The organism is Aeromonas sp. 5HA1, assembly GCF_029237245.1.
Taxonomy (GTDB): domain Bacteria; phylum Pseudomonadota; class Gammaproteobacteria; order Enterobacterales; family Aeromonadaceae; genus Aeromonas; species Aeromonas salmonicida.
This window is the reverse complement of record NZ_JAACFW010000004.1, coordinates 78,534-104,515: the sequence shown is the minus strand read 5'-3', so window position 1 is coordinate 104,515 and position 25,982 is coordinate 78,534. Positions and strand designations below refer to the sequence as shown.

The window sequence follows — 25,982 nt, the reverse complement described above, 5'->3', positions numbered from 1 at the left end:
TGACCTGCTAGCATCATCACACCACCTCAATATCAGGACAGGCTGACATCAATAACTCATATATTTCTTGATAGTAAGCATCTGAAGCAATAACTACTGCATCAATATTAGCAGAGTGTATTTCACTAGGCAGTAATATTGGTATGTTATACTTATGGTTAGATCTTGCTGGATTTTTGTCAAATAGGCATGCTGGAACAATACCTGCAGACTGTAGCAGTTTGTAAATCCTGCTACCAATTTCACCTGCACCATATATGGCGAATCGATTATTATGCTTTCTACCAAGTGATAATATTTTATTTAACCGCTGGTCATCAAAGCGGTATCCAGTACCTAGCAGATACACTCTATAATCAAGTAACTCTTGAGTCTTTATCGAAATAGACGAACTTGCTGACCCTGAAATTAATCTAAGAGGTTGATAAAGTGGAAACAAATCCGCATGCTTATATATAAAGCCAAGCAAGAGCTGTGACTCTCCAGGGCTAAGATAGCTCCCTAATTGATTCAATTTTTTGACAAGTTCAATAATCAGATCATCAAACTCATGGGGTATCAATATTGGTCTCTTATCTAACCTCAACGACAACCCTGACAATATAGGTATCAGATATGAAGATCGCATCTTCTCATCAGACTTTAGTAATATGGATACATTATACAACCATACATCCAACATTGCTTTTTTCATATTTTCTACATTGGTAGACATAGAGCCACTACGCCGATGATATACAACGCCCACCTCATGCAGACTTATAAAACTGGCTTTATTAAGTGCCATTCTAAAGATCAAGTCATAGTCTTCACACCCACCACTAGTCCTTGTGGTTACATCAAAACCATGCGCATCTATCAGATCCTGCTTGCGAAATAAAAAGGAATGCACCGGAGCCAAATTATCGATCATTAACGCAGGGATGACATCTCCAAAGGCAGGGTATATATCTCGCGATATTTCACTATCCTCATCAATATCTTTATAACCAATAACACTGATGCTTCTTGGTGACTTGCCGATACATGCAGCTTGTGCAGTCAGACATCCAGGTAGAAGTGTATCATCGGCATCAAGAAACTTTATTAATTCTCCTGCTGCATTGTCTATTCCAGTATTTCTTGCTGCAGATAATCCGTGGTTTGATTTTCTGATTAAATTTATAGGGAAGGAATACTCCTTTTCAGGATAAGTGACTGGCGTGACCGAGCCATCATCAACGATGATCACTTCTAGGGGATGATAATTCTGTAGTTGAATAGAATCGAGGGCCCTCTCAAGATATCTTTCTTGTTGATAACATGGGATAATTATGGAGATCAACATAGATTATTTCGCCCCAAAATAACATTAATTTTTGCAAGCCAACCCATCACTTTTATCGAGATGATATATCTTTCTGACATAGGTTACATATCTTATTCTGTATTTTCTTAACTATAATTAATTAAGGGTAATGTTATATTTTTCTTAACACACTTATGCAGTCCATATCTCTTACACCCCAATCCATAACCGTCTGGCTGATCACCTCAAAACGATGATGCTTGGCTATAAAAGCAATATCATTCCTTGATACATTGCTTCTCCCACCAACATTCAAACTCCACAGATCCAAGACTCTCATCTGATCAGCCAAGGTCGCCAAGTTAGAATGATGCATGAGCACATACCCACGAGGTCGCAATACCCTACTAAATTCACTGAGATAGAAATCAAGACTCTTGTATGAAAAGTGCACCATGGCATCCCACGAATAGACCAGACTCAGAGAACCGTCAGCTTGTGGTAGTGCACCAGCCGCATTGCACTGAACTTGTACATGGGGGGATTTGGCAAAGCGTTCACGGCAAAAATCAACCGCCTTGGCACTGGCATCGATCAGCTGTAAATGTTGGCAACGCTCCAGCATTAGTTCTGCTATACGTCCCTCTCCACAAGCAAAGTCCAATACATTGCTATAGTCCAGTTCTCTTTCCCACTGTTCAAGAATTGGTTTTATAAACTTGTTATATTGAGCTAGGGTAGCAAGTTCAGCTGACTTATAATAAGCCCCCCAGTCATAACCTGACGGAGTCGCACTCAATCTGGCCTGGATGAGATCTAGCACATCAATTTTTTGCTCATTCCCTATCGTGATCAATTTTGATGCAGGAACTCCCTGCTTCAATAAATATTCACTTATCTCATTCTTGAATGCCTGTGATGCAATAATAATCTGATCAGGCTGCTGCCAATCCATTAAATTTGGGGGTAGACAAGCCAAATTTTCCTGGAGTTCTTTTGACTGGAACTTTCGGTCTACTAACCAAGAAACTTGGCAATAGTTGACTGCACTTAATTGGTTTAGGAAGCTCTCACTTATCTCACCAGCGCAATATATAGCAACTGTCGCCCCTTTTTTAACCCTGTCAAAGGGAAACATTATAACATTCATTATATTATCCTGATAAACGATTATAGAATAAAACAAAAGCAAGCATTTTATATATAAGCAAGACCAGCATTCGCCCCTATTTCATCTATAATCTCGGCCCGGTAAGGGATGGATGCAATTATTATGGCATCAATCGCTTTTATATCCAAAAGGTGGTTACTTATCTTTATACCCATAAATTCGCCATTTATATTTTTATCGACAAAATGAACTATTGAATACTGACTCATATTATTTATCATTTCATAGCATAAGCGCCGACCTCTCTGACCTGCCCCCCAAACGACAACGCGCGCACCATTAGGAAATTTCATTTTCAAGCGGGACAATATTTCCATATCATCTTGATCAAGATATGCCTGTAGCGGCTCACATGCATATTCAGTTTCAGCTCGACTTTCTAGGTAATGATCCTTGAAAGGATGGACACAATATGCATGCCAAGGTTTTTCCTGACCACAGAAATGTACCAAGACAGGCATAGGCACATCCTGTTGCGCAAGATGATTAGGTTGAGCATTCCATTTAGTATCGAGATAGAATGTTTTTTTCTCCAATATAATGTTTAAAGCATCTTGGTCATTGTGCTCAAAACCATTATTATCAATGAGTAAGCCCAATGCTTGTTCACTGATATTTGTTTCTCGCCATTTATCTAGGTCCATCAGCATAAAACCTGCGTTGAAATACTTTCCGGAGGATATTCCTCGTTCCTGTTGTTTCTCTTTATCATATCCCAATATATGATCAGAGACCACGGCGACGACTGCCCCCCCCATCTCAATCGACCAAAGCGAGCTGACATCCCCCACAGCAATCATGTCAGCATCGATAAACAGAACCTTATCAATATTTTGCAAGACATGTGAGATAGCAAACCTATAATAGGTAACCTCATTCAATCTATTATTATAGAGGCTGCTGATAGGGATGTTTTTATAACTTGGTAAATTATCATGAAACTTGATTACTATGTTTTCAGAATTCAACTTCGATAGCTTAAGTATATTCTCTCCATTAAGTCGAGCTAGAATATGACATTTCAGTTGGAAGTCCTGATTGAGATATTTCCCCAAGCTATGTATCAGGGCTGCCAAATGAACGGAAAAGGAATCATCAATACAGAAAGCAGCATGAATTATTTTTTTCATGTGGTTACTTGACTCAGTTAATGAAATACATATTCGATCAGCCAAAAATTTTCTCAAGCACTCGCTCTGGCTCATTTTTATGTTGCCATGCAAACTCATGGCGATCATCAAAAAACCACTGATACTGAACGGAATCAGTAATGAAATGATCAAACAACGCCCAGTTTCTGGCACGCAAAAAATACAGAGCTGTGGAAAACCAAAGATGGCTTTTCCCCCTTTTCACCAACAGCTCATCCATTCCTGCGTCAAGCGCTAAGTCACACGCTGCCAGCATATCTTGCAAGGCAAGCTTACGACATTCATCTGAAGCACGAATAGTTCCACAAATGCTGCCACCATGGACTCTATAACGCCCATATACCTGTGGAATACGGTCTATATTTCCCCCCAGATAAGATGAATTGATAATATGCCAGGAGTAGTCGTTCACTACATGGCAATCAAGATTCACTGCATCCAACATTCTTTCATGCCGGCGGAAAGCACAGGAACTGGTATTGAAAAATAGCCCATACTGGACCAGATGTTCCGGACCCGCTCGATCAGGGATATATTTGGCGTTGTAATAATCCCTGCTGAATAGCGAGGTGGTACGATTTGAGTCGCTATCAAATACTTCTGCCTCGTGATATACGAAACCACAATCGGGATGCCTATCCAGATGATTGGTCAGCGCCTGCAGCTTGCCGGGTAGAGCCAAATCATCTCCATCGACATAAACCATATACGTTCCCCGAGCTTGTTCCAGCAAAGCACGTATGGTCAGGCACACCCCTATGTTTTTTTTGTTTTGCAAGACACGCAATCCCGGCCACTGCCGCGCCAGCCGCTGCAAGATAGCCCAGGAGTCATCACTCGAGCCGTCATCGATGGCGATCACCTCAAACTCGAAATCCGTTTGCTGCTCGAGCAGGCTGAGCAGGCAGGGTTCGATGAAGCGCGCCAGATTGTAGACAGGCACCAATACGCTGACTTTCATAGGGAAATCCAAGAGAAGATGAGTAGAAAAGAAGCGGATGGGAGAAAATGGGCAAGGCTACCGCACGGTCCCTGTCAACCCTTTCCCCCTCTCTGTCAGGTTTTACTGCAAGAGATATACCTGACCAAGCTAATCCATTGAAGCTGCGGGATTTATGTGAGCCACACCCGATTATTCATGCTGGGCGAGACCACGGCTGCAAACGTGCAGCATGTCTATCCCATCCCAGTGCCACTCGAATGCCAGCGCCTGTCCCGGCGCCACCACCCGATCGATGCGGCAGGCGGGCGCATTCGGCAAGGCATCCTCAAGCTGCGCCTTGCGTGCCCCGACCCAGACACAGGTCTGCATATCCCACGGCTGCAACAGCAGCTCATTCAGGGTATCGGCCACAAACTCGGCGACTGTACCTCCTCCGACGTGTGCGAGCCGCAGGGAGGCGGCCGGAGTCAATAAGGTGACACCCGGGAATGCGCTCAGCTGCATCTCACCGTCCAGGGCGGCATTTTGTTGACTGTGGATGAGCCGCTCCATCACCAGAGCGGGATCGTTGGCAAAGGGAGCAAACAGGGCCACCAGCAGTCGGCGGCGCAACTCGTCGTCGGGCTCGCCCAGCCAGCAGAGGGTAGTGGGGGAGGCGCAGGCCTGCTGATTGAAACGGGTACAGTCCTGTTGCAGGGCCCCCAGGGTCTGTTGCCAGCCCACAGCATCCAGCCCGGCCAGCCAGTGGCTGTCTAGCACCGCCATGGAGCGGCGTTCCGGAAATACCACTTCCTGTGCACTTGGGGAGAGAGGAATGGCCCGCACCTGGCGGATGGTCTCGTCGCCGCCCCAGATGATGCGCAGCCGGCAGCGGGCCGACAACCAGCCGGTGGTGCCTTCGTCGTGGCCATAGCGAATGAAGCGGGTGCGCATGGAGATCCCCTGCCACTCAACCTGGCTGAAGAGGTCGTTCAGTATGGCCAGCATGGCATCCTGTACCGGGTCGCGGCGCGACGACAGCCGCACCACGCAGGGATTGCCCATCAGCAGGGCCATCAGCCAGGAGTAGAAGGCCACGGTCGGCACGTTGGAGGGCACCAGGTGAAACGCGACGCCCACCGCCCCCCGCCCCTGCAGCCGTTGCCGCTCTCTGGCCAGCTGGCGCGGCCGCAGCCAGAAGCCGAACGCGGCCAGATCGGGGTGACGCCGCCCCTCCTGTTGCAGGCGTGCCGACAGGGCCGCCACGAAGTCGTAGATGACGGGAGCAAAACAGGGTAACGGCTGCGGGCAGAAGGTCTGCCAGCTGGCAGCCGGTGCAACGAAGCTGACGTCGGGCCCCGTCAACCAAAGCCCCTCTACCGCCTGCGGCGGCGTCACTGGAAGGTGTCGCTGCATCCCCTCACCTCGGCGCCTTGCTGGCGCCCTGATACCTGAAAATAACGGCCATGGCGGCCACAGGGGCAGTCATCCTCCCCCAGCAGCACGCCGAGATCCTCGGTCAGCAGGCTGTGGCCTGGATAACTGCCGGGAATGGCGGAGAGCACCTGCAACAAACCGGGCTGACCGACCCCGAGCGGCTGATGGGTGAGCGGATCGCGCACCTGCAGATCGGCAAACACGGGGGCATGCAGATGCCCCTGCTCGCACTCGACGAAGATGGATCCCACCTGCTCCACCATGCCATAGAAGTTGTGTACCCGACCCAGCCCCAGCTGCTCGCGGCAACGGGCCTTGAAGGCGGGATTGTCAACCGCCAGATGCTGCAGCTTCTTCCAGCCGCCGCTGTGAAACAAAATGCCCTGCTCAAAGGGCAGGTGCAGTCCGCGCTCGCGCAGGGGCTCCAGCAGGCATTGCCAGACCATGAAGGTAAAGCCGAATAGCAGCACAGGCTGACCGGCGTATTTGTCGCAAAACGCCTCTATCACCGGCCAGTTGGGCCGCATCTGCTCGTCGAGGGCATAGGTGTGGTCACGGCCGAGGAAGGAGAGCCCCAGGGCACCTGCGCCACGCGCAGAAAAGCCGCTGCGGTTCTGGATGAGGGCGGGCTGCTCCACCAGCAACATGGGCAGACGCTGCTTGCCGACAAACTCCTGCAGTATCTTCACCAGCACCTTGCTCTGCAACGCTGCGGTCTCCCGGTCCAGCACTATCCGTGACGGCGCCCCCGTGGTGCCTGACGAGGTGAGCACCTTGAACACCTCGGCCTCGGGCACGCTCTGCCACTGGGCCAGCTTGAACAGCCGGGCCGCCAGATAGGGCAGCTCGCCATAATCGGCAGCCTCTGCCGTCCAGCCGAAGGCATGCAGCACATTGGCATAAGGGGCGCAGTGCTCGACATGGTGACGGGTCAGGGCATTGAGCCGCGCCAGCAACAGCGCCTGTTTGGCGACCTGGGGCAGGTCGAAGATGGGGGCGGCCAGCAAGCTTTCCATCACGCCTCCTCCGCCAGTCTGGTCAGGGCGGCATAGTCAATCTTGTGGTTGGCGGTGCGCGGCAGCTGTGCCACCTGCATCACCCGCACCGCCCGTGGCGGCGCCTGCAGCCACTGTGCCAGCTCGCGCTGCAAGCCGTCGCCCGTCAGTTCGCCATGGGGTTCGACGACCACCAGCAGGCAGTCATCACGTCCACCGCAGGCTCCCGACCAGCCCCAGCGATGAAGCTGGCTCTCGACCTCCGCCAGACTGATACGCTTGCCGAACAGCTTGAGAAAACGGCTGAGACGACCGCAGATGTAGTAACGGCCCGCCTCGTCACTGCGAGCCAGATCGCCGGTGGCCAGCTCTTGCAACAGGGCACCCTGCGCCAGATCCTCGGCGGCACTGGCATAGCCCAGCATGACGTTGTCACCGCGATAGACCAGCTCCCCCTCCCCGGGCTTGCCCCCCTCCAGCTCGCGCAGGGAGAAGTGGCCGCCGGGAATGGCGCGGCCGATGGCATCCGGATGGGTGACCACCTCGTGCGCTGCCAGCCAGGCCATGCGCGCCGTCGCCTCTGTCTGGCCATACATGACGAAGAAACGGCGCCCCAGCCGCAGCGCCTGCTCGGCAAACTGCTGCGCCAGCGCGGGTTCGAGCCGTCCACCTGCCTGAGTCAGGGTCTGCAGGGAGGGATAACGGGCCCAGTCAAAACGCAGCCGGGCCAGCATCTGATAGGTAAAGGGCACGCCGGCAAAACTGCTCACACCGTGCTGCTCGACCTGCTGCCAGAAGCTGCGATCCAGCACGCTCCCCTCGTGTTGCACCAGAGAGGCACCCACCAGCAGATGACTGTTGAGTACCGACAAACCGTAGGAGTAGAACAGCGGCAGGCTGGTGATGGCTCGTTCAGTCGTCGTCAGCGCCAGATAGTCGGCGATGGAAGCCGCGTTGGCCGCCAGATTGCGGCCCGAGAGGCGCACCCACTTGGCACAGCCCGTGCTGCCCGAGGTCGGCAACAACACCGCCAGCTCGGGGTGCAACAGTGGGCTGGTATCCCTGAGACGGATCAACTCCCCTGCTTCATTTACCCGGCAGCTCGCGGCGAACTGCTGGCAGCTGGCATCATGCTGGGCCAATGGCAGGGCGGGATCCGCCAGCATCACCGCATGCCCCAGCCTTAGCGCGGCCAAATAATGCAGTAGATGGGAAGTGCGGGTGAAGAAGGGCAGATAGACGAGGCTGCGCTCACTCGGGTAAGTCGCCGCCACTTGTGTCACCCGCCGTGCCAGCTCGCCGTAGGAGAGCCAGCCATCCAGCGGATCCCGCCAGGCCGGCGCCGGGTTATCCTCATGCAGATGAGCGAGTAGAGGATGAAGTTGCTTCATCAGACCAACATGCCTCCATCCACGCCTATGACCTGACCGGTCACGTAACTCGACAGGTCGGAGGCGAGGAACAGCGCTACCTTGGCCACCTCGTCCGGCGTGCCGATCCGCCCCATGGCGATGCTGGCGAGACGCTCGGCGAACTTCTGGTCCGGGATGGCACGCGCCATCTCGGTATCGATAAAGCCGGGGGCGATGGCGTTGACCCGGATCTGGCTGGTGGCCAGCTCCTTGGCCAGCGACTGGGTGATGCCGATCACTGCCGCCTTGCTGCCGGCATAGCTGCTGAGCCCGGCGGCGCCCACCCGTCCCATCAGGGAGGCCAAATTGATGATGCTGCCGCCACCGCTGCGCTGCATCAGGCGGGCGGCATACTGGCTGCAATAGACAACGCTGAAAGCATTGTGGCTGAAGGTCTGCTCCAGCTGGGCCTGATTGACCATGCCAAGCAGGGCCTCTTCCAGCACACCGGCATTGTTGACCAGCACGTCCAGCTGACGGGTCTGGGCAAACAGCTGCTGAAAGGCCTGCTTGACCGCCTGCGGCTCGGCCACGTCGAAACAGAGCGGCTGGCAGGGGACACCGAACTCGGCGCCGAGGGCGGCCGTCAGCTGGCTCATGGCCGCTTCATCGCGGCCCCCCAGCCACAGCTCGGCTCCTTGCGCGGCGAACTGGCGGGCGATGGCGAGGCCAATGCCGCGCCCGGCGCCCGTGATCAGTACCCGCTTGCCCTGCAGCAGCCCCTGCATCAGAGGGCGACCCCGTATTTGGCCAGGATCTCCCGCGCCTTGGCGACCGAGCTCATGTCGATGATGTCATCGGTATCGAGCAGGACGCCGTAGCAATCCTCCAGCTGGGCGATCAGGCCCATGTGGGCGACGGAGTCCCACTGGGGAATGCTGTTGTAAGCCAGCCCGTCGCTGACGGTGCCGACGTCTATGCCGAGGGCATCGGCAAAAACCTGTTCCAACGCTGTAGTCATCTGAAAAATCTCCGTAGCCGTTCACGGGCGGCATAATAATCGGCGGGTTGCAGTTCAAGGGCGAGAAAGTCGCCCTCCTGCCCATGTTGGCGATAACCCAGCTGCTCGTTCAGGCGCAGGGCGGCGCCGTTGCCCGCGCGCACCAGGGTGCGGATGCAGCCGAGCTCGAAGGTATCGAAACCCTGATCGAGCTGGGACAGGGCGGCGGCAACGGCCAGCATGGGATGGCGCACGCTGGAGGTGCCCAGATAGAGGCCCGCATCGGCCAACGACTGACCTTGCAACGGCTGCCGCGCTTCCCCCTTCAGATTGACGTAGCCTGCCCGCTGACCCCGACACCAGAGCACCCAGTGTTGCTGATCCGGCCGCTCACGGCTGCTGGCAAACCACTGCCGCTGCTGGCGGGGAGAGATGAGCGCCTGTTCGACCATCTGCAGCCGTACCTCATCCTGATTGCGCCAGCGCCTCAGTGTGGGCAAGTCCCACGGCTGAACCGGGCGTAGCTCGACACCATAACTCATGCTCAATACCACCCACTTCCCATCACTTGCCCATGTTATCGACCATAGCAGGGCGATTCCGTAGCAAAGCTCAATAATATAAGATGAAAACTCGGTATAATCTCAAAAATAATCAAAGAGTTGTCAGCAATTATCCGGATGGGGATGCCAGACCCCGTCCCTCAGGGAGAGAGCACCATGGCCATCGCCATCATTCCGGCCCGGGGCGGCAGCAAGCGCATTCCCCGCAAGAATATCCGCCCCTTCTGCGGCCAGCCCATGCTCGCCTACGCCATTCAGGCGGCCAGGGCAGCAGGCTGCTTCAGCCGAATTGTGGTCTCCACCGATGACGGGGAGGTCGCCGACCTGGCCCGCCAACTCGGTGCCGAGGTGCCCTTCCTGCGCCCCGCCAGCCTGGCCGACGATCATACCGGCACCACCCCTGTGGTGATCGATGCCATCCGGCAACTCGACGATCTCGGCATGCAGGCGGAATACTACTGCTGCATCTATGCCACTGTGCCACTCATTCAGGCCGGCGATCTGAGCGCCGCCCACGACCGCCTGCTCGCCAGCCAGGCCCCCTTCGTCTACACGGTGGCCGAGTTCGGCTTCCCCATCCAGCGGGCGGTGCGCATGGACGCACAAGGCAGAGTCAGTCCCTTCTGGCCGGAGCAGATGGCGCAACGCTCTCAGGATCTGGAACCCGCCTACCAGGATGCCGGCCAGTTCTACTGGGGCAGCCGCGCAGCCTGGCTGGGGGGCATAAGCCCGGTGGGCGGGGAAGGGATCGGCCATATTCTGCCAAGGCACAGGGTGGTCGACATAGATACGCCGGAAGACTGGCACCTGGCCGAACTGCTCTATCGGGTGCTGAGCCAGGATGGCGTTTAACGTCGCCTTCCGGCTCGATGCCGGAGCCGAAATCGGGCTGGGCCACCTGATGCGCTGCCTGGCCATCGCCGATCGGCTGCGGGTGGCGGGGGCCGAGTGTCACTTCCTCTGCCACGACTTGCCCGCGCATCTGCTGCCGCTGCTGCAGGCCCATCACCACCACCCTCTGGCCACGCTGGACGACGCCGGCCCCCTGCCCCGCCTGCATCCCGACTGGTTGATTGTCGATCACTACCGGATTGATCGGCGGCTCGAAACTCAGCTGGCCGCCCACTGCGGCCACGTGCTGGTGATCGACGATCTGGCCGACCGTCCGCATCACTGCCAGTTGCTGCTGGATCAGGGACCACTGCGCACAGCCGCCGATTACCAACCGCTGATCCCAGCCGATTGCCGACTATTGCTTGGCACCGACTATGCCCTGCTGCGGCCCGCCTGTCGCCAACTGGCACGTCAACAAACCAGCCAGTGGCAGCGAGGCCTCATCTGCTTCGGCGGCGCCGACCCGGCCGGCGCCTGCCTCACCACCCTCAACAGTCTGGCCCGGCTGCCCTGGGCACGGACCATCCGGTGGACTCTGGTAGCAGGCGGTGCCAACCCCTTCTGGCCCGAGCTGGAGCAGAGGGTGGCCGAGCTGTCCGAGCTCAAGATAGTGCTGCTGCGCCAGAGCGATCAGATGGCGCAGTTGATGAATCAGCACGACTTCACCATCGGCGCCGCCGGCGGCATGACCTGGGAGCGGGCCTGTCTCGGCTTGCCGACCCTGGCGGTGCCCATAGTCGACAACCAGCAGTTCAACGATGTAGTGATAGCCCGCTTCCAGCTGGCCGAGCGGCTGATGCTGGACGAGCTGGCCGAGCCGGCGCGGCTCATGCAGGCCTTGCAGCGGCTGGAGCGACAGGCTGATGACTATCGCCAACGCGGCCAGCAACAGGTGGATGGCCTGGGGCTGGATCGTCTCACCGCCTGGCTGCTGCCCCAAGCCGATTATCAACTGATACCTGACGGCCAGCAGTGGCGGTTCCAGCAGGATGACAAGCATCTGCTCACCCTGACCCTGTGCGGCCCGGAGCTGGTATGGCAGGCCCATCCGTCACTCACGCCACAGCAATGGCAAGAGCTGGCACATCGCTTGCAAACAATTTTCTCCCAATTTCCCCTCTATCTTGCCGAGCCACCCAAGATAGCGCCCCCTGCCCCCTGGCAGCCGGCGCCGCAAGGCTGGCAACTTGGCACAGGAGCCTGACCACAGATGCAGATCGCCCATCAATCCATAGGCCCGGTGCAGGCGCCCTATGTGATCGCCGAACTCTCGGCCAACCATAACGGCAACCTGGAACGCGCGCTGGCCATCATGACAGCCGCCAAGGCGGCCGGGGCCAGTGCGGTCAAACTGCAGACCTACAGACCCGACACCATCACCCTCAGAAGCGATCGGCCCGAGTTTCAGATCCACGGCGGCCTGTGGGATGGTCACAGCCTGTATGACCTCTATGAGTGGGCGCACACGCCGTGGGAATGGCATCAGGCCCTGTTTGCCAAGGGGCGCGAGCTGGGGCTGACGGTGTTCAGCAGCCCGTTCGATTTCAGCGCCGTGGATCTGCTGGAATCTCTCGACTGCCCGGCCTACAAGATTGCCTCCTTCGAGCTGGTGGATCTGCCCCTCATTCGCTACGCCGCCCAGACCGGCAAGCCGCTCATCATGTCCACCGGCATGGCCAACGAGGCCGAGATCGCCGCCGCCGTCGATATGGCGCTCAAGCATGGCAGCGGCCAGCTGGCGCTGCTGCACTGCGTCAGCGGCTATCCGGCGCCCGCGGCCGAATACAACCTGCGCACCATCCCCATGCTGCGCCAGCGCTTTGGCGTCGAGGTGGGGCTCTCCGATCACACCCTGGGATCGGCCACCGCCATCGCCGCCACAGCGCTCGGGGCGACCCTCATCGAGAAGCACTTCACTCTGGCCCGCGCCGACGGCGGACCGGATTGCGCCTTCTCCATGGAGCCTGCCGAGCTCACAGAGCTCATTGCCTCGGTCAACACCGCCCATGCGGCGCTCGGAGTGGCCGACTACCAGCTCACCCAGAGCGAGCAAGGCAACCGCGCCTTTCGCCGCTCCCTCTATCTGGTCAAAGATATTGCGGCCGGAGAGGCGCTCACCGCCGCCCACATCAAGTCGGTGCGTCCTGCCCTCGGCCTGCCTCCCGCCGATTACGATCGACTCATCGGCAAGCGGGTCAGTCGCGACATGGCAACCAATCAGCCGCTGAGCTGGGAGTGGATAGACAAAGATGAGTGATGAACTGTTCGCCCAGCATGGCAGGCTTATCCGCCAGCGCTGGCCCGCCCTCTGGCCCCGCCTGCTGGCGCAGGACGTGGAGAGCATCCAGGCCGAGCTGACCGAAGGGCTGGGCTCGACCCTCAGCATCGACGGCATCCAGCTCACCAGTCGTCATGACAGGGTGAAAGAGGCCGAGCTGCAGGCGGCCAGCCTGCCCGAGGTCGCCGTGCTGCACCTCTACGGCACTGGGCTCGGCGATCTGCCGCGCGCCCTGCTGGGCCGCACCGGCCTCAAGCGGCTGGAAGTGAAGATCATGAATGGCGCCCTGTTTTCCCTGGTGCTGCGGCTGCTGGACCAGCAGGATTGGCTGGCAGATACCAGGGTCGAACTGATGATGGCGGGGGACGAGAGCGAGATCCGTCTGCCCTTCTTCGCCCTGCCGCCCGAGCTGCAGCTGGTGGAAGACGCCGCAGCCCGTATCCGGGACCGGCTGGTGAGTGAAATAGAGTTGCCGTTCGTCCTGGCCAGGTTCGATGCCGAACATCCGGCTGTCACCCGGCGGCTGGCCGAAAACCGCGAGCTGCTGACGAGCGATGGCGACGTGGCCAGCCTGTTCGGGCTGGCGCGAGGCAAGCAGGCCCTTGTCGTGGCAAGCGGCCCGACCCTGCAGCACAACCTGGCCACCCTGCAGAAGCAGTTGCAGAGCCGTCGGCAGGACTACCTGCTGATCAGCGTCGATACTGCGCTGGCTTTTTTGCTGCGCCACGGCATCCGACCCGACATAGTGGTCACTATCGATGAGGCCATCTACGGCGACAGGTTGCCTGCCGCCCAGTCGGCCCAAACCACCCTGGTCTACTATCCCATGGTCCCTACGGCAGCCCTGCTGGCTTGGCAGGGGCCGCGCAAGGCAGCCTACTCCCGCAGTCCCATGTACCAGACGCTGAGGCAGGAGATCCCCAAGGGAACCCTGCACTCGGGCGGCAGCGTGATCCATCCCGCCGTCGACCTCGCCGTGCAGATGGGCTGCCAGCAGGTCATTCTGCTGGGAACGGATTTTGCCTTCCCCGGCGAGCTAACCCACTCCGGATGGGCGGATGGAGCGCTCGGCCCCAGAGCCAGCCAGGCGCTCAGCTGGACCCTCGATGGACACGGGCGGCGGGTCAAGACCAATCCGAACTTCTCCGCCTATCGCATCGAACTTGAACGATACATAGCGCGCCATCCCGAGGTGCATTTCTGGAACAGCAGCCGTGAAGGGGCCGAGATAGCGGGTTGCAGCTACCACCAGGAGTACCTGTTATGAGGGATAGCCTGATAACCCGCATCACGGCGCTGGCACACCAGTTTCGGCTGGGACAATCGGTCGCGGCGAGTCAGACCCTGCCCGTTTTGCTGCAGGAGACCCTCAACCAACGGGGCAGCCTGCCACCCGACCTGATAGCCTCCTTGCTCCACAGCCAGGAGCGGCAAGACTGGCTTGGGCTGGCCGACTATCTCGAATATGAGCTGGTTCATACCCTGGCGGCCCCTTCCTCCCCCACCACAGCAGGAGATGTTTCATGAGCAAGGTCATATCCAATTCATCTCGCAAGGAACTGTCATGCCTCCAAGCGTTCAGCTAATTTTGCTCTCCAACCCACTGCCCGCAGCTGAGCTGCAGAACAACCAGTGCCTCTACCCGACATTCCGCACCTGATCAGGGATTTATTTTGGCTATGTCCCCATTACGTGTTGCATGGGGTGCCCCAGCGCCTCATGAAAACACGCTTTGATATTCACCCCCCTTCCGTAACGTTCCAGCATCCTACGCCAACCCAGATAATTCCAGAGGTAATGGGTCACCACGCCATGGATGTCGTTACATCCATTATAAAAATCACAGGCAACATATTTACACCATATTGCCAACCGTATTTTCAGCTCTCGTGTTCAGCTCTCGCTCTGACGGTAATGGCCTGCAGCCTAATGGCTTTAGGCATAACTAAAAACCTCCACATGGTCATACGTTATGCCACTGAGCTCTATTGAATCAAATATCTCTTTATAGAAGCTGGATGCGATCACCAAGTTATTGATATGTGTGCCGTTAAGAATGCTATAATGGTCAACTTTCAAATTTACACCTGGGATAGTAAGATTAGACTTATTCCTATCTCCGTCAACAACGACTATTTTGGTATTACCCAACACATTTCGCTCTATTTCATTCAGAAGAATTACAGATGCGGATCCTGCCCCCCACCAAAAAACAGTATCTTTACCTCTAAGAAAATTATTAACTCTCTCACGATATGATTCATAGCTATTCTTAATATCCGTAATATTTTCTATATATTTTCTCTTGTCGAACACGAGATTAATTTCGCGATATCGTACGTTTTCACTCTTAGTGAAAACAACTCTTAGATTACCATTTTCAATGAAATAATCTATTATTTTTAAATCATTGGCCCGAGACAAAACTTGCATGAAATAAATATTATAATAGAATAAGTGTTGAATGTGGAAACCACCAAAGTTTGGTACCTCAATTACGATCTTCCCTGTCTTATTCAATGTTTCAGACATTAATCTAAAAATTGAGAATGGGTCTTCAAAATGCTCGAACACATGCATGAGATAATAGCCATCGATTTTATTCTTAGCATGACTGGCATCAAAATAACCTTTTATGACATTGAGTCCCAATGCCTTCGCACTATCAGCCTGAGGGCCTGGCTCAATTCCCGTCACATTCGAAAAGCCAACATCTCTGAGCTTTTTCAAAAGATACCCTTCCGAACAACCAATTTCTATTATTTCATCATTTACACTAAAATTCTTTCTGATAGTATTAATCATTCCATCATATTTAGTAACGCCAATATTATTTAGCGGGGAAATATATGAATAGTTATCATATATCTCAGTTAACTCTTCCGAGGATAATTTCTTTGACGCAAAGCCGACTAGGCAATCCTTGCAAGCACTAATCTGCATATCTGCCACTTTCACAGGAAAACTGCCAGAATATGCAGATAGGACTGTTGGCATTTTTCGCTCAAGAAAAATCAATGTGTTATCACTGTGACAATATGGGCACTTCATAATTCTTTCCTTAAAGCATGACCAAGGTAGATAAAGTGGCATTTTTCTGTCATACAAAACATGTGATATTCGATAAGGAGCTGAGGTATGAACACTATCGTATTTACCAACCCCATACACTCCAAGTAATTATTATTTTGTAAGTACATTTTCTAGAACGGGGCTATGTTGACGTAGCAACCCCGCGTCAAGAAGTGATCTAGCGAGTGGCACCACCCGCCAGAAAGGCACCTTGATGGTCTCGGCGATCTCGAACAGGGTCAGCTGGCCATCGCTGTAGGCCAGCAGATTCATCATCTCCCTCACCTGCCAACCGGAATAGCGGGTCGACAGATCCGGATAGAGACCCCGCTTACCCAGCTGGGGCTCTCCCAGCACTGTCACCTCGCAACGCTCGTCCAGTTCCAGACACTCGATGGCCCGTCGCAGCGCCAGGAAACCGCCCGCCAGACCGGCAGGGGTTACCAGCGAGAGATCATCCAGCGAGGTGTGGTACTCGGCATAGCAGCCATATTTGCTGCGCATCAGGGTAGTGACCGGCAGGTCGATGCCGGGGGCGCACAGCTGGCGCTCGTTGGAGCCTCGCTCCAGGAAGCTGTAAGCCTTGTAACCCGGCGCCAGGTGGCCCAGCACATGACGGCCGATGCGATCCGCCAGGCTGTTGCCCTGGCGTGAGGGCAGGAAGGAGTAGCTGCGCTCATCTCCCAGGCAGGTCAGGTTGAAGCCGGCCAGGGTGTGCTGCTTGAGGTGGTCCAGATGGCGGGAGAGATAGACGATGGCCCCCAGGGTTTCGGGCACCAGCATCAACCGATAGCTGTAACGGCGCGTTGGCAGGGAGGCGAGCCAGGCCATCAGGAAGACACCGACACAGGGGCCTGACAGCTCATTGTTGGCCATGGAGGGGTGACAGGTGTAGCTGGACAGCAGTATCTCCTGCTCGCTCTCTCCCGGCAGCACCCACTCGCCATACGTCAGCGAGCCCGGCGCCAGGCTGGCGTCGATCACCACCTCGTAGTTGCCCTCCGGCAGCGCCTCGCGCACCTTGTGCGGCAAGCAGAAGCCCCAGCGACGCTTGTAATAGGAGGTGACATAGGGGATGGCATCCGGCATGTCGGGCAAGGAGTGCAGATGGGACTGCAATTCGGCCAGGGAGAGGGTGCAGCGCACCGGCTCAGAATAACCCACCAGATGCAGATTGTGATCCTTGAAATCCACCACCTTGCGACCGTCCGGCCCTACTATGTAGGCCTGCTGTACGTTCCACTCATCGGGCACGGTCCAGTCGAAACATTCGGTGCCACTGGCCACCTCCCGGATCTGCAGATCAGGCAGGCAGTGCTGGCGGATCAGGGCCAGAGTCTGGCGCACGCCATCACCTGTCAGGCTGCGGTTGAGGGGGAACAAAACCTCCATCAATCGATAGATACACTCCCCAACGAGCGGGCTATTGTGCCAGTCCTCTGGTAACTCAAAACATGATGCTGTCATAATCTTCCAGACTGAAGGATTTCTGGTTTACCAGACTCCCCTTGAAATAACCAAGTGGGCATTACTTGCCAGCCGTTATTAATGCATAGGCATCATGGGCCAGCAGATCACGGGCTGCCGCCATAAAGTCTTTACATGACATAGCCCAGACTGGAATCCGGCCACACAGTGTTTGGTGCCACTGGCCCCGCGTCTCCAACAGAGTGACCAAACGGGTCAAATCACTGTCACTTCTTATTGCCAAGTCGCGGACAAAATATCGGCCAGACCATCTTTCAGTTGATGAGCCAATGACGATATCTCCTTCAAATTCTTTGAAGTATCTATATTTTACACCCAGCTGCTGCTCGAGATAATGGGCGAAAGTTACTCGAACAGGATAACAGCCCAATCCCAGCAACCAGCCATCCTGCTCCGCCAGCCAGCCAAACGGGCTCTCCTGACCGAAGCAGTCGTGACACTCACGGGCCGCCAGCTCGGCCCCGTGGGGGCCACTGATGGCAAAGCTGAAGATGGGATCCAGTGTGCGCGCCACGCCGTCACGCTGCCTGAACACCTCCGTCATCAGTCCCACCTTGCTCGGGGTGGCTGCCGGGTCGAAACACTCGCCCGCCATTGGGCTGTAGGTGAAGGTCGGCACCAGCAGATCCCCCGCCAGCCACTGCTCCAGGTGCATCCAGAAGGTGGCTATCCCCTGGGCATTGCCCATACCGGAAAACTGGGCCACGACCATGGCATCCGAGTGCACCATGAGGGCGCTCCCCTTGGGGATCCCCAGTTCGCTCAGCGCCTGTTCGATGGCCTGTTTCACTCGGCAACCCCTTTGCGTAGCAGAGCCTGCCTGATATCGGCCAGGCTCTTCAGCTCGGCCAGCTCCTGCGGTTCGAACCGCACGGCAAAGTGCTGCTCGATGAGCAGCAGCAGATTGAAGTGACCCAGAGAGTCCCACTCGGGAAAGCTGCCGAGGCCGAGGGCGGCCTGCTCGTTGATGCTGGCCTGGGGAAATTGCTGGCGAACCAGCGCGATGAGGTCATTCATTGGCATAAAACTCCAGAAACGGGAGAGAAAGAGAGGGGAGATCCAGGCAGAGGAATATCTCGTCCACCAGCGGCGTCAATCCCGCTGGAGTGGTTATCGGCCGGGTCGGCAGGGTCGCCAGAAAATCCCGCGCCGGCTGGTTGCGATCCGTGGGCACCATGCTTATCACCAGTTGGTCAACGCCTTTTGCCATCAGTCGGGCAGCCACTTGCGCCAGCAGCCAGTGTTCGAAGCCTCGCCCCAGCACCCGACAGCTGATGGCCAGGGTATCGAGCAGCACGGCCCCCTCATTGAGGGGGCGTAGCACCAGCAGGGCCGTCATGCCGTGATCGGCAAACTTGTCCTGCAGCGAGGCCAGCCAGACCTCGCCCTGCGTACTGGCAAGCTGTGCCAGCTCACCCGCCTGATAACGCCGGGCGGAGAGATTGAACTGGTTGGTCTTCTGGCTCAGCTGCTCGGCCCGCAGCTGGTTGCTTTGGGAGAGCGGCTGCCAGCTTGCCCGCAGCCCCAACTGTTGCAAGAAGGCCTGTTCGTCGCCCAGTTGCTGGCGCACTGCATTCGCCTCTGCCTGTGCCTGATAGGAGCCTTGGCGCAAGCCGTCATCCCGGCTCTGGTGGCGGCTTTGCAGCTCGGCGAGCGTCATCAGCGCATCGGGCCACCCCCAGATCTCGGCGGGGGGCGTGATGACGGTGACCTCGGGGCAATTGGCACGCACCTCGGCACGCTCCAGCTCGCTGTCATCCCAGAACACCAGACTGTCCAGCCCCACATTGAGCCGGGCAGCCAAACGCCGCAGGCCGGCTGACTTGGGCTCCCAGCCAATCTCGGCCGCGGCTATGTGCTGGCGCTCAAGCACCATGCCCTGGTGCTGCTCGAACAGCCGCCACACATCGTCGGCCAGATTCTTGGAGCAGAGCGCCAATATGACGCCCTGCCCATGCCAGTAAATGGCCGCCTGCTGGAAGGCTTGATAGAGACGACCCACCCCATCCTGCCCCAGCAGGACGCCACCCACGCCATCTTCGCCGACCACGCCACCCCAGAGGGTATTGTCGCAATCGAGTACCAGCACCTTGTGAGCTGGCCTGTGCAGCCGCTGCAGCAAGGGGGCAATCCACTGCGCCAGACTGGCCAACCCGGCCATGGAGAAGGGGCAGGACATCAGATAGTGATTGCGGCTGTCGAAACAGTGGTGGCGACCCTGCTGTTGCAACCAGAGCGGCAGGTGCAAGTCATCCAGGCCGGGATGCTGCTGCCGCAAATGGGCAAGCTGACGCTCACATTCATGGGCCAGACAGGCAAGCGCTGAGGGCGCAGCCCCAAATACGGAGACAGGGGAACGACTGCAGACCCCGACCAGCAGGTGATCCTGCGGTCGACGCTGCAGATGCTGTTGCAGGGGCTGACAGAGTGATGCGACGAAGGCGGCCACAGCCAGCTGTTGCGCCTCTTGTGCCAAACCGCTCCACGCTACCAGCGTCTGTGCCGGCACCAGATCTTCCCACAGCCAGATGATGATGTGAGTCTGGGGGGCAACCGCTTCAGATGGATTCATCAGGGTTTGCAGCCACTGCCCATGGGGCGCGACCTGCACCTCGCCATGGACAGCCAGCGACCGCCAGGCCAGATTGCCCGGCATCAAGAATGAACTGCCACTGAGATGAATCGTCTTCATGACTTCCCCTGCTCCGCTATCGGCGCCATCCAGATTGCAACGGCATGGCCTGATCGTCTTTTATCTTCCAGAAAAATAAAAGCCTTTTCAGCCACTTGGTCAGTAATTGATACTGACGTAGGGCACTTCTTCCACCTGCCACAACTGCTTGAGGAAGACGGTCAGCACGAAGAAGAAGTTTGCCAGCAGGTTGGCGAAGCGATAGAGGATGGGATCGAAGCGGACGCCGCTCTCTTCGAGGCGCACCAGCAGGCGAACCACCTTCTTGCTGCCGCAGCGGCACAGATGCAGGGTGGGAATGGGCTGGGGCCCCTGGGGCAGCACGAAACCCGTGACCCGGCCGCGGCTCGCCTCGTTGTAGTGGTCATACCGCGTTTTCAACCACGCCAGATCCTCTTCAAAAATACCGAGCTTGCCCCGTACCGAACCGTTGAGGTTGTAGATGAGTCGCTGCAGGGCCCCCAGGTCGGCCACCATCTCGCGGGTCTCCTCTTCCGCAGGCAGATGGGCAAGCACGGCCCCCACCTGACAGCAAAGCTCGTCGGTGGCTATCTCGTAATCACACTGGAACTGGGTTTCGAAGATGAAGGGGTAGCAGAGCTCGCGCTTGTCTCTTGGCTTCTTGGGATTCGGGTTCATGGGATGACCGGATTGGGAAAAGAGCCAGTTTGCCAGCCCCCGGAGGAGCTGGCAAACGGCAGCTTATGGCTTGAACCTGGCGATGGCGGCTCAGACGCTCTTGCTGGCGGGCTCGGTCGCAGGCTGGAACTGGCCTATCATTCGCAGCGCCTCCAGCATCCGCTGGTTGAAGCTGGTAAAGCTGTTCACCTGAGCCGGTTCGGTCTGGCCACGTGCCGCCAGCACCGCAGGGGTCAGTGCCTGCTGTTGCGATTCCGGCAGCAGGGTATCCGCCTGTTGCTGTACCTGATTCAACTTGGGCAGGTAATCCGCCAGCGGCTTGAGGAGATCCTGCAGGGAGCTGGCCCCCTGGTAGGTCTGGCTCAGCTTGACGCTCTGCTTGAGCTTGAGGGAGTAGGAGGCCAGCTGGCTGTCATCCAGCTTCAACTCGCCCGCCTTCTTCAACAGGTCCTCGAAATTGCCGGAGAAGAAGTTTCCCGCCAGATCGTCGATTCCCTTGATCAGCTTGCCGATGGAATCCATCTCGTCGCTGCTGAGGTCCCCCTCCAGCGAGAAGCTGAAGCTCTGGCTCGACTTGAGGCTGAACTGACTGCCGCTCTCGCTGTTCTCGGATTTGACCTGCCAGCTGTCGTTGAAGCGCAGTACCACCTTGTCCCCATCCTTGGTCTGGATCTCTAGGTATCCCTGCTGACGGCTGGCCATCTCGGCCGCTCCCATCTCGGTGGTGGAGACCTTGCCAAAGAACTCTTTCTCGAACTCCTCAAGCCCGTCCTGGATCAGCTTGTAGCTCTGATCGATGCCGGTCTTGATGTCTTCGTTCTCGGTGGCCCAGTCACCCAGCTGCTCCCTGGCGGCACCAAATCCCATGTCCACGCCCTTGCGGGCCTGTTCCATCATTTCGGTCAGGTCATCATCGGACTTGCCGTCCGCACGGGCGGCGCCAAGCCGTCCTGTGATGAACTGCAACACATTGTCTGCCACCGACTGGAAGTCGAACAGGGTCTCGGGGGTGACCACCTCCGGCTCTTTTGCCTTGGGCGCCTGATAGCGCTGACCGTTGATCTCCAGCGCAAACTGCAACGCCTGCTGTACCAGTACCTGCGCCCACTTGGGCGGTTGGTGCAAGGAGACTTCTTCCCCGCTGCTGGCCTGCTTCTCTTGTGCCTGTTGGGGTGCCTTGGGCGAAACGCCCACTCCCTTGGGTTGGGCTGAGCCCACGCCGTCGATTTGCATAATGTGTCCTCCCACCATGCCTGTAGATCAGGTATCGGCCTGACTGAACACTTCTTGACCACAAAATACTGGACAATCTGCGGCTGGCTTTTAAAATCGGGCCCCTTTGGGTGGCCTGCTGCCTTCCCCCCGATTTCGACCCGGCTCTGCCGGTGTGCATGTGAGGTATATCATGACCCAAATCCAGCAAGCTGGCGCCGACTCCCAGGCCCTGCGGACCCCCGCCGACTATCAAGCCCAGCTCGACGAAAAGCGCGAGCGACTCACCCAGCTGTTTGCCGGCTTCAATCCTCCCGCGCTGGAGGTGCATGCCTCACCCGCCGAGCATTACCGGATGCGCGCCGAATTTCGCATCTGGCACGAAGGGGATGACCTCTTCCATTGCATGTATGCCCAGGCCACCAAGGAGATCATCCGGGTCGATCACTTCCCCACCGCCAGTCTTCTGATCAACCAGCTGATGCCGGTGCTGCTGGCAGGACTGCGCCCGCACTTTGTGCTGCGTCGCAAGCTGTTCCAGATCGATTATCTCTCGACCCAATCCGGCCAGATCATCGTGAGCCTGCTCTACCATCGCAAACTCGAAGCCGAATGGCAGCAAGCCGCCGAGACGCTGCAAGCCGATCTGCGGGCTCAGGGGTTCGACCTGCGGCTGATTGGCCGTGCCCACAAGCAGAAGATCTGTCTGGGCGATGACTTCGTCATCGAGCAGCTCAACGTGGCCGGCCGCCAGCTCACCTACAAGCAGGTGGAGAACAGCTTCACCCAGCCCAACGCGGCCATCAATGAGCAGATGCTGGGCTGGGCGCTGGATGTGACCAGGGGGAGCGAGGGCGACCTGCTGGAGCTCTACTGCGGCAACGGCAACTTCTCCATCGCGCTGGCCCAGAACTTCCGCAAGGTGCTGGCCACCGAGATCGCCAAGCCGAGCGTCGACTCCGCCCAGTTCAACATCGCCGCCAACGGCGTCGACAACCTGATCATACTGCGCATGTCGGCCGAAGAGTTCACCATGGCGATGCGCGGCGAGCGGGTGTTCAACCGCCTCAAGGGAGTCGATCTCAAGAGTTACCAGTGCAACACCATCTTCGTCGATCCGCCCCGCGCCGGTCTCGACGATGCCACTGTCAAACTGGTGCAGGAGTACGACAACATCCTTTACATCTCCTGCAACCCTGAGACACTGCAGGCCAACATGGCGGTGCTGGGCGAGACCCACGAAGTCGCCCGCTTCGCCCTGTTTGACCAGTTCCCCTGGACCCATCACATGGAAGCCGGGGTCTACTTGAAGCGCAAGGCAGGCTGATTCGGCGGGTCTCCACGACCGGCATGACAACAGGGCCCTTGGGCCCTGTTTGATTAGTTATCCCGATGCATGCCACGCGGGGAGCCGGTATGCTGGCAGGCGCGCATCCGCGCCACTGCCAGGGTGTCACGCCACAATGCAACGCATTCTTTTTGTTGAAGATGATCCCGAAATAGGCCAGCTAATCAGCAGCTGGCTTGCCCGCCACGACATCGAAGTGCTGCTGGAGCCCAGAGGCGACATGGCACTTGCCAGAATCGAAGCCGAGCAACCAGACCTGGTGCTGCTCGACATCATGCTGCCTGGGCAGGATGGTCTCTCCCTGTGCCGGGATCTGCGGCCACGCTTCAAGGGCCCCATCGTCATGCTCACCTCCCTCGACAGCGACATGAACCAGATCCTGAGTCTGGAGCTGGGTGCCAACGACTACATCCTCAAGACAGCGCCGCCCCCTGTGCTGCTGGCCCGGCTGCGGGTCCAGTTCCGCCAGCAGGGACAGGCACCGCAAGCAGCCGTGGCCAGTACGCCGCCCCAGCGTCTGCAGTTCGGCCGCTTGCGGATCGACGGGCCGGGTCGGGACGTGCGCCTCGATGGCGACAGCATCCCCCTCTCCACCGCCGACTTCGACCTCTTGTGGGAGCTGGCCTGCCATGCGGGCCAGATCCTGGGACGGGAGGCGCTGTTTCGCAGCCTGCGTGGCCGTGACTACGACGGCCAGGACCGCAGCATGGATGTGGCCATCTCCCGCCTGCGCCGCAAGCTGGGGGATGACAGCAACAACCCGACCCGCATCAAGACGGTGCGCCAGAAAGGCTATCTGCTGGTGCCCCACGCCTGGGAATAATAGGGTCATCAGCCACTGACCACGGGAGAGCACACCCAATGCGCCGTCTGTTTATCCAGTTCTACCTGCTGCTGATCGGCTGTTTCACCCTGGCCATACTGCTGGTCGGCCTTGTCTATCAGGTCAGCGCCGAGCGGGCGGGTGACCGCTATCTGGAGCGGATGATGCAAGGCTCCCTCGGCCTGCTCACCGGCGAACTGGCGCGATTGCCGCCAGAGCGCTGGCCCGTGCGCATGGCGGAGCAGAGTCGCCAGCTCACCCTGCCGCTGCAGATCGGCGCCCTCGCCAACCAACCGCTGGCCAAGGAGGATCAGGCCTTTCTCGAGGCGGGCAACATAGTCATCGTCGAGGGGGATGACACCTTCCTGCAGCGCATCCCGGGCACCGATCAAGTGCTGATCGTCGGCCCCGTGCCCTATCTCTCCTATCTGCACGAGCTGCACTGGGTGGATGTGGGGCTGCTGCTGGCCATAGGTCTCTCGCTGGGTCTGCCGATCCTGCTCTGGCTGCACCCGCACTGGCGTGGCCTGCAACGTCTCGAACAAACCGCCCGCCGGGTGGGTGACGGGGACCTCTCCAGCCGCACCGGCCTGCCGCCCGGCAGCAGCCTGGGCCGGGTGGGACGCACCTTCGATCAGATGACGGAGCAGCTGCAAGCCATGCTGGCCAGTCGCAAACAGCTGACCGATGCCATCGCCCACGAGCTGCGCACCCCGCTGGTCAGGTTGCGCTACCGGCTCGCCATGCTGGACCCGCAACCATCGGCAGCGGAACAACAGGGGCTGGAGCGCGACCTGGGGGCACTGGACGCCCTCATCGAGGAGATGCTCACCTACGCCAGGCTGGATCGGCCCGAGCTGCCGTTGCAATGCAGCGAGCTGGAGCTGGCCAGCTGGGCCGGCAGCCGCCTACCGGACTGGCAGGCGCTGCGGCCAGAAAAACGACTCGACTTGGTGTGTCCCACCCATCCCCTGCCCTGGCGCGGCGATCCCCACCTGCTGGATCGGGCACTGGAGAACCTCATCGGCAACGCCCTGCGCCACGCCACCAGCCGGGTAACCTTCGCCATGCACCAGCAGCAGGATCACTATCTGCTGGAGGTGGCCGACGACGGCCCCGGCATAGATCCGGCGCTGGCACCCCAGATCTTCGAGCCCTTCATGCGTGGGGATCAGAGCCGGGATCGCCGTACCGGCGGCGCCGGTCTCGGCCTCGCCATAGTGCGCAGCATAGCCCGCCACCACTGTGGTGAGGTGCAGTTGCTGCCCAGTACAGTCGGCGCCCGCTTCTGCCTCAGGCTGCCTGTACATTTGGATACAAACCGTCACCAGCCGCTCACTGAACCGCCTACGGAACAGCCCTAGGATGAAGTCATGGAGAAACGCTCCATGTCATCAACCCGAATGAGGAACTGGAATATGAACAAGCTGATCCCCCTGAGCCTGGCTGCTGTCTTCGCCCTGACCTCCGGCTTCACCATGGCTGCCACCCCGACCAAGGCTGCCGCTCCCCAGGCTACCCAGACCAAGGTCGTGAAAAAACACCACAAGGCTGCCCACGCCAAGGCGCCGGCCGTCAAGGTCGCTCCCAAGACCAAATAACGACGCATCAAGCTTCCCGTAACAAAAAGGGGCCCCGAGATGGGGCCCCTTCTGTC

General features: G+C 57.7%; 26 protein-coding genes and 1 pseudogene. 9 read left to right on the top strand and 18 right to left on the bottom strand.

What is annotated here, in order from left to right:
* Window positions 1-16: 16 nt before the first annotated feature.
* From GWQ27_RS05295 to GWQ27_RS05250, 10 genes are all read right to left on the bottom strand, one after another.
* Window positions 17-1,327 carry a glycosyltransferase family A protein gene (locus tag GWQ27_RS05295; protein ID WP_275906852.1) on the bottom strand — a complete coding sequence of 437 codons (1,311 nt, stop codon included), beginning with the start codon at window positions 1,325-1,327 and terminating at the stop codon, window positions 17-19.
* Between the two features lie 133 nt (window positions 1,328-1,460).
* Window positions 1,461-2,438, bottom strand: a complete 978-nt coding sequence (locus GWQ27_RS05290) for a class I SAM-dependent methyltransferase (protein ID WP_275906851.1) — start codon at window positions 2,436-2,438, stop codon at window positions 1,461-1,463.
* A 47-nt stretch (window positions 2,439-2,485) separates the two neighbouring features.
* Window positions 2,486-3,589 carry a glycosyltransferase family 8 protein gene (locus GWQ27_RS05285; protein WP_275906850.1) on the bottom strand — a complete coding sequence of 368 codons (1,104 nt, stop codon included), beginning with the start codon at window positions 3,587-3,589 and terminating at the stop codon, window positions 2,486-2,488.
* 37 nt (window positions 3,590-3,626) lie between these two features.
* The gene (locus tag GWQ27_RS05280; protein ID WP_212540831.1) at window positions 3,627-4,571 is read right to left on the bottom strand and encodes a glycosyltransferase family A protein; all 945 of its coding nucleotides are present in this window, start codon (window positions 4,569-4,571) and stop codon (window positions 3,627-3,629) included.
* A 171-nt stretch (window positions 4,572-4,742) separates the two neighbouring features.
* On the bottom strand, window positions 4,743-5,948 hold the full coding sequence (locus tag GWQ27_RS05275; RefSeq protein ID WP_275906849.1) for an acyl-CoA reductase: 1,206 nt from the start codon (window positions 5,946-5,948) through the stop codon (window positions 4,743-4,745).
* Window positions 5,927-6,985, bottom strand: a complete 1,059-nt coding sequence (locus GWQ27_RS05270) for an acyl-protein synthetase (RefSeq protein WP_275906848.1) — start codon at window positions 6,983-6,985, stop codon at window positions 5,927-5,929. Before GWQ27_RS05270 ends, GWQ27_RS05275 begins: the two co-directional genes overlap by 22 nt.
* On the bottom strand, window positions 6,985-8,355 hold the full coding sequence (locus GWQ27_RS05265; RefSeq protein ID WP_275906847.1) for an AMP-binding protein: 1,371 nt from the start codon (window positions 8,353-8,355) through the stop codon (window positions 6,985-6,987). The genes GWQ27_RS05270 and GWQ27_RS05265 overlap by 1 nt, the downstream gene beginning before the upstream one ends.
* On the bottom strand, window positions 8,355-9,104 hold the full coding sequence (locus tag GWQ27_RS05260; protein ID WP_275906846.1) for an SDR family NAD(P)-dependent oxidoreductase: 750 nt from the start codon (window positions 9,102-9,104) through the stop codon (window positions 8,355-8,357). Before GWQ27_RS05260 ends, GWQ27_RS05265 begins: the two co-directional genes overlap by 1 nt.
* Window positions 9,104-9,337, bottom strand: coding sequence for a hypothetical protein (locus tag GWQ27_RS05255; protein ID WP_005318271.1), 234 nt, complete (start codon window positions 9,335-9,337; stop codon window positions 9,104-9,106). The genes GWQ27_RS05260 and GWQ27_RS05255 overlap by 1 nt, the downstream gene beginning before the upstream one ends.
* Window positions 9,334-9,870 carry a GNAT family N-acetyltransferase gene (locus GWQ27_RS05250; protein ID WP_275906845.1) on the bottom strand — a complete coding sequence of 179 codons (537 nt, stop codon included), beginning with the start codon at window positions 9,868-9,870 and terminating at the stop codon, window positions 9,334-9,336. Before GWQ27_RS05250 ends, GWQ27_RS05255 begins: the two co-directional genes overlap by 4 nt.
* A 165-nt stretch (window positions 9,871-10,035) precedes the next feature.
* Between GWQ27_RS05250 and pseF the strand changes: the two genes are divergently transcribed.
* Genes pseF through GWQ27_RS05225 form a run of 5 tightly spaced genes read left to right on the top strand, consistent with a single transcriptional unit; the run spans window position 10,036 to window position 14,578 of the window.
* The gene (gene pseF / locus GWQ27_RS05245; RefSeq protein WP_275906907.1) at window positions 10,036-10,731 is read left to right on the top strand and encodes a pseudaminic acid cytidylyltransferase; all 696 of its coding nucleotides are present in this window, start codon (window positions 10,036-10,038) and stop codon (window positions 10,729-10,731) included.
* On the top strand, window positions 10,721-11,977 hold the full coding sequence (pseG, locus tag GWQ27_RS05240; protein ID WP_275906844.1) for a UDP-2,4-diacetamido-2,4,6-trideoxy-beta-L-altropyranose hydrolase: 1,257 nt from the start codon (window positions 10,721-10,723) through the stop codon (window positions 11,975-11,977). Before pseF ends, pseG begins: the two co-directional genes overlap by 11 nt.
* Window positions 11,978-11,983: 6 nt before the next feature.
* Window positions 11,984-13,030 carry a pseudaminic acid synthase gene (gene pseI / locus GWQ27_RS05235; RefSeq protein WP_275906843.1) on the top strand — a complete coding sequence of 349 codons (1,047 nt, stop codon included), beginning with the start codon at window positions 11,984-11,986 and terminating at the stop codon, window positions 13,028-13,030.
* On the top strand, window positions 13,023-14,318 hold the full coding sequence (locus tag GWQ27_RS05230) for a 6-hydroxymethylpterin diphosphokinase MptE-like protein (protein WP_275906842.1): 1,296 nt from the start codon (window positions 13,023-13,025) through the stop codon (window positions 14,316-14,318). The genes pseI and GWQ27_RS05230 overlap by 8 nt, the downstream gene beginning before the upstream one ends.
* Complete coding sequence (locus GWQ27_RS05225) at window positions 14,315-14,578, top strand: hypothetical protein (protein WP_265457743.1); 264 nt, start codon at window positions 14,315-14,317, stop codon at window positions 14,576-14,578. The genes GWQ27_RS05230 and GWQ27_RS05225 overlap by 4 nt, the downstream gene beginning before the upstream one ends.
* Before the next feature lie 150 nt (window positions 14,579-14,728).
* Here GWQ27_RS05225 and GWQ27_RS05220 read toward each other — a convergent pair.
* The 8 genes and pseudogenes from GWQ27_RS05220 to GWQ27_RS05185 form a co-directional block, all read right to left on the bottom strand.
* A pseudogene (locus tag GWQ27_RS05220) lies at window positions 14,729-14,866 on the bottom strand (IS1595 family transposase); the annotation flags it as partial.
* Window positions 14,867-14,986: 120 nt separating this feature from the next.
* Window positions 14,987-16,102, bottom strand: coding sequence for a class I SAM-dependent methyltransferase (locus tag GWQ27_RS05215; RefSeq protein ID WP_275906841.1), 1,116 nt, complete (start codon window positions 16,100-16,102; stop codon window positions 14,987-14,989).
* A 132-nt stretch (window positions 16,103-16,234) separates the two neighbouring features.
* Window positions 16,235-17,590: a DUF4910 domain-containing protein gene (locus GWQ27_RS05210; protein ID WP_345893533.1), complete on the bottom strand. Its 1,356-nt coding sequence runs from the start codon at window positions 17,588-17,590 to the stop codon at window positions 16,235-16,237.
* A 61-nt stretch (window positions 17,591-17,651) separates the two neighbouring features.
* Window positions 17,652-18,401, bottom strand: a complete 750-nt coding sequence (locus tag GWQ27_RS05205) for an AAC(3) family N-acetyltransferase (protein WP_275906840.1) — start codon at window positions 18,399-18,401, stop codon at window positions 17,652-17,654.
* On the bottom strand, window positions 18,398-18,628 hold the full coding sequence (locus tag GWQ27_RS05200; protein ID WP_043142890.1) for an acyl carrier protein: 231 nt from the start codon (window positions 18,626-18,628) through the stop codon (window positions 18,398-18,400). Before GWQ27_RS05200 ends, GWQ27_RS05205 begins: the two co-directional genes overlap by 4 nt.
* Window positions 18,621-20,303, bottom strand: a complete 1,683-nt coding sequence (locus GWQ27_RS05195; protein ID WP_275906839.1) for an HAD-IIIC family phosphatase — start codon at window positions 20,301-20,303, stop codon at window positions 18,621-18,623. The genes GWQ27_RS05200 and GWQ27_RS05195 overlap by 8 nt, the downstream gene beginning before the upstream one ends.
* A gap of 99 nt (window positions 20,304-20,402) precedes the next feature.
* Window positions 20,403-20,942: an ATP--cob(I)alamin adenosyltransferase gene (locus tag GWQ27_RS05190; RefSeq protein ID WP_275906838.1), complete on the bottom strand. Its 540-nt coding sequence runs from the start codon at window positions 20,940-20,942 to the stop codon at window positions 20,403-20,405.
* 90 nt (window positions 20,943-21,032) lie between these two features.
* Window positions 21,033-22,175 carry a DUF5610 domain-containing protein gene (locus GWQ27_RS05185; RefSeq protein WP_059111892.1) on the bottom strand — a complete coding sequence of 381 codons (1,143 nt, stop codon included), beginning with the start codon at window positions 22,173-22,175 and terminating at the stop codon, window positions 21,033-21,035.
* A 172-nt stretch (window positions 22,176-22,347) separates the two neighbouring features.
* Here GWQ27_RS05185 and trmA point away from each other — a divergent pair, with 172 nt between their 5' ends.
* The 4 genes from trmA (at window position 22,348) to GWQ27_RS05165 (ending at window position 25,926) form a co-directional block, all read left to right on the top strand.
* Window positions 22,348-23,481 (top strand): tRNA (uridine(54)-C5)-methyltransferase TrmA, encoded by a 1,134-nt coding sequence (gene trmA / locus GWQ27_RS05180; protein ID WP_275906837.1) that lies wholly within the window; start codon window positions 22,348-22,350, stop codon window positions 23,479-23,481.
* A gap of 136 nt (window positions 23,482-23,617) precedes the next feature.
* Complete coding sequence (gene rstA / locus GWQ27_RS05175; protein ID WP_275906836.1) at window positions 23,618-24,325, top strand: two-component system response regulator RstA; 708 nt, start codon at window positions 23,618-23,620, stop codon at window positions 24,323-24,325.
* 38 nt (window positions 24,326-24,363) lie between these two features.
* Window positions 24,364-25,689 (top strand): two-component system sensor histidine kinase RstB, encoded by a 1,326-nt coding sequence (gene rstB / locus GWQ27_RS05170; RefSeq protein ID WP_275906835.1) that lies wholly within the window; start codon window positions 24,364-24,366, stop codon window positions 25,687-25,689.
* 54 nt (window positions 25,690-25,743) lie between these two features.
* Entirely contained in the window at window positions 25,744-25,926 is a 183-nt protein-coding gene (locus GWQ27_RS05165) for a hypothetical protein (protein ID WP_010635722.1), read from the top strand.
* Window positions 25,927-25,982 lie beyond the last annotated feature (56 nt).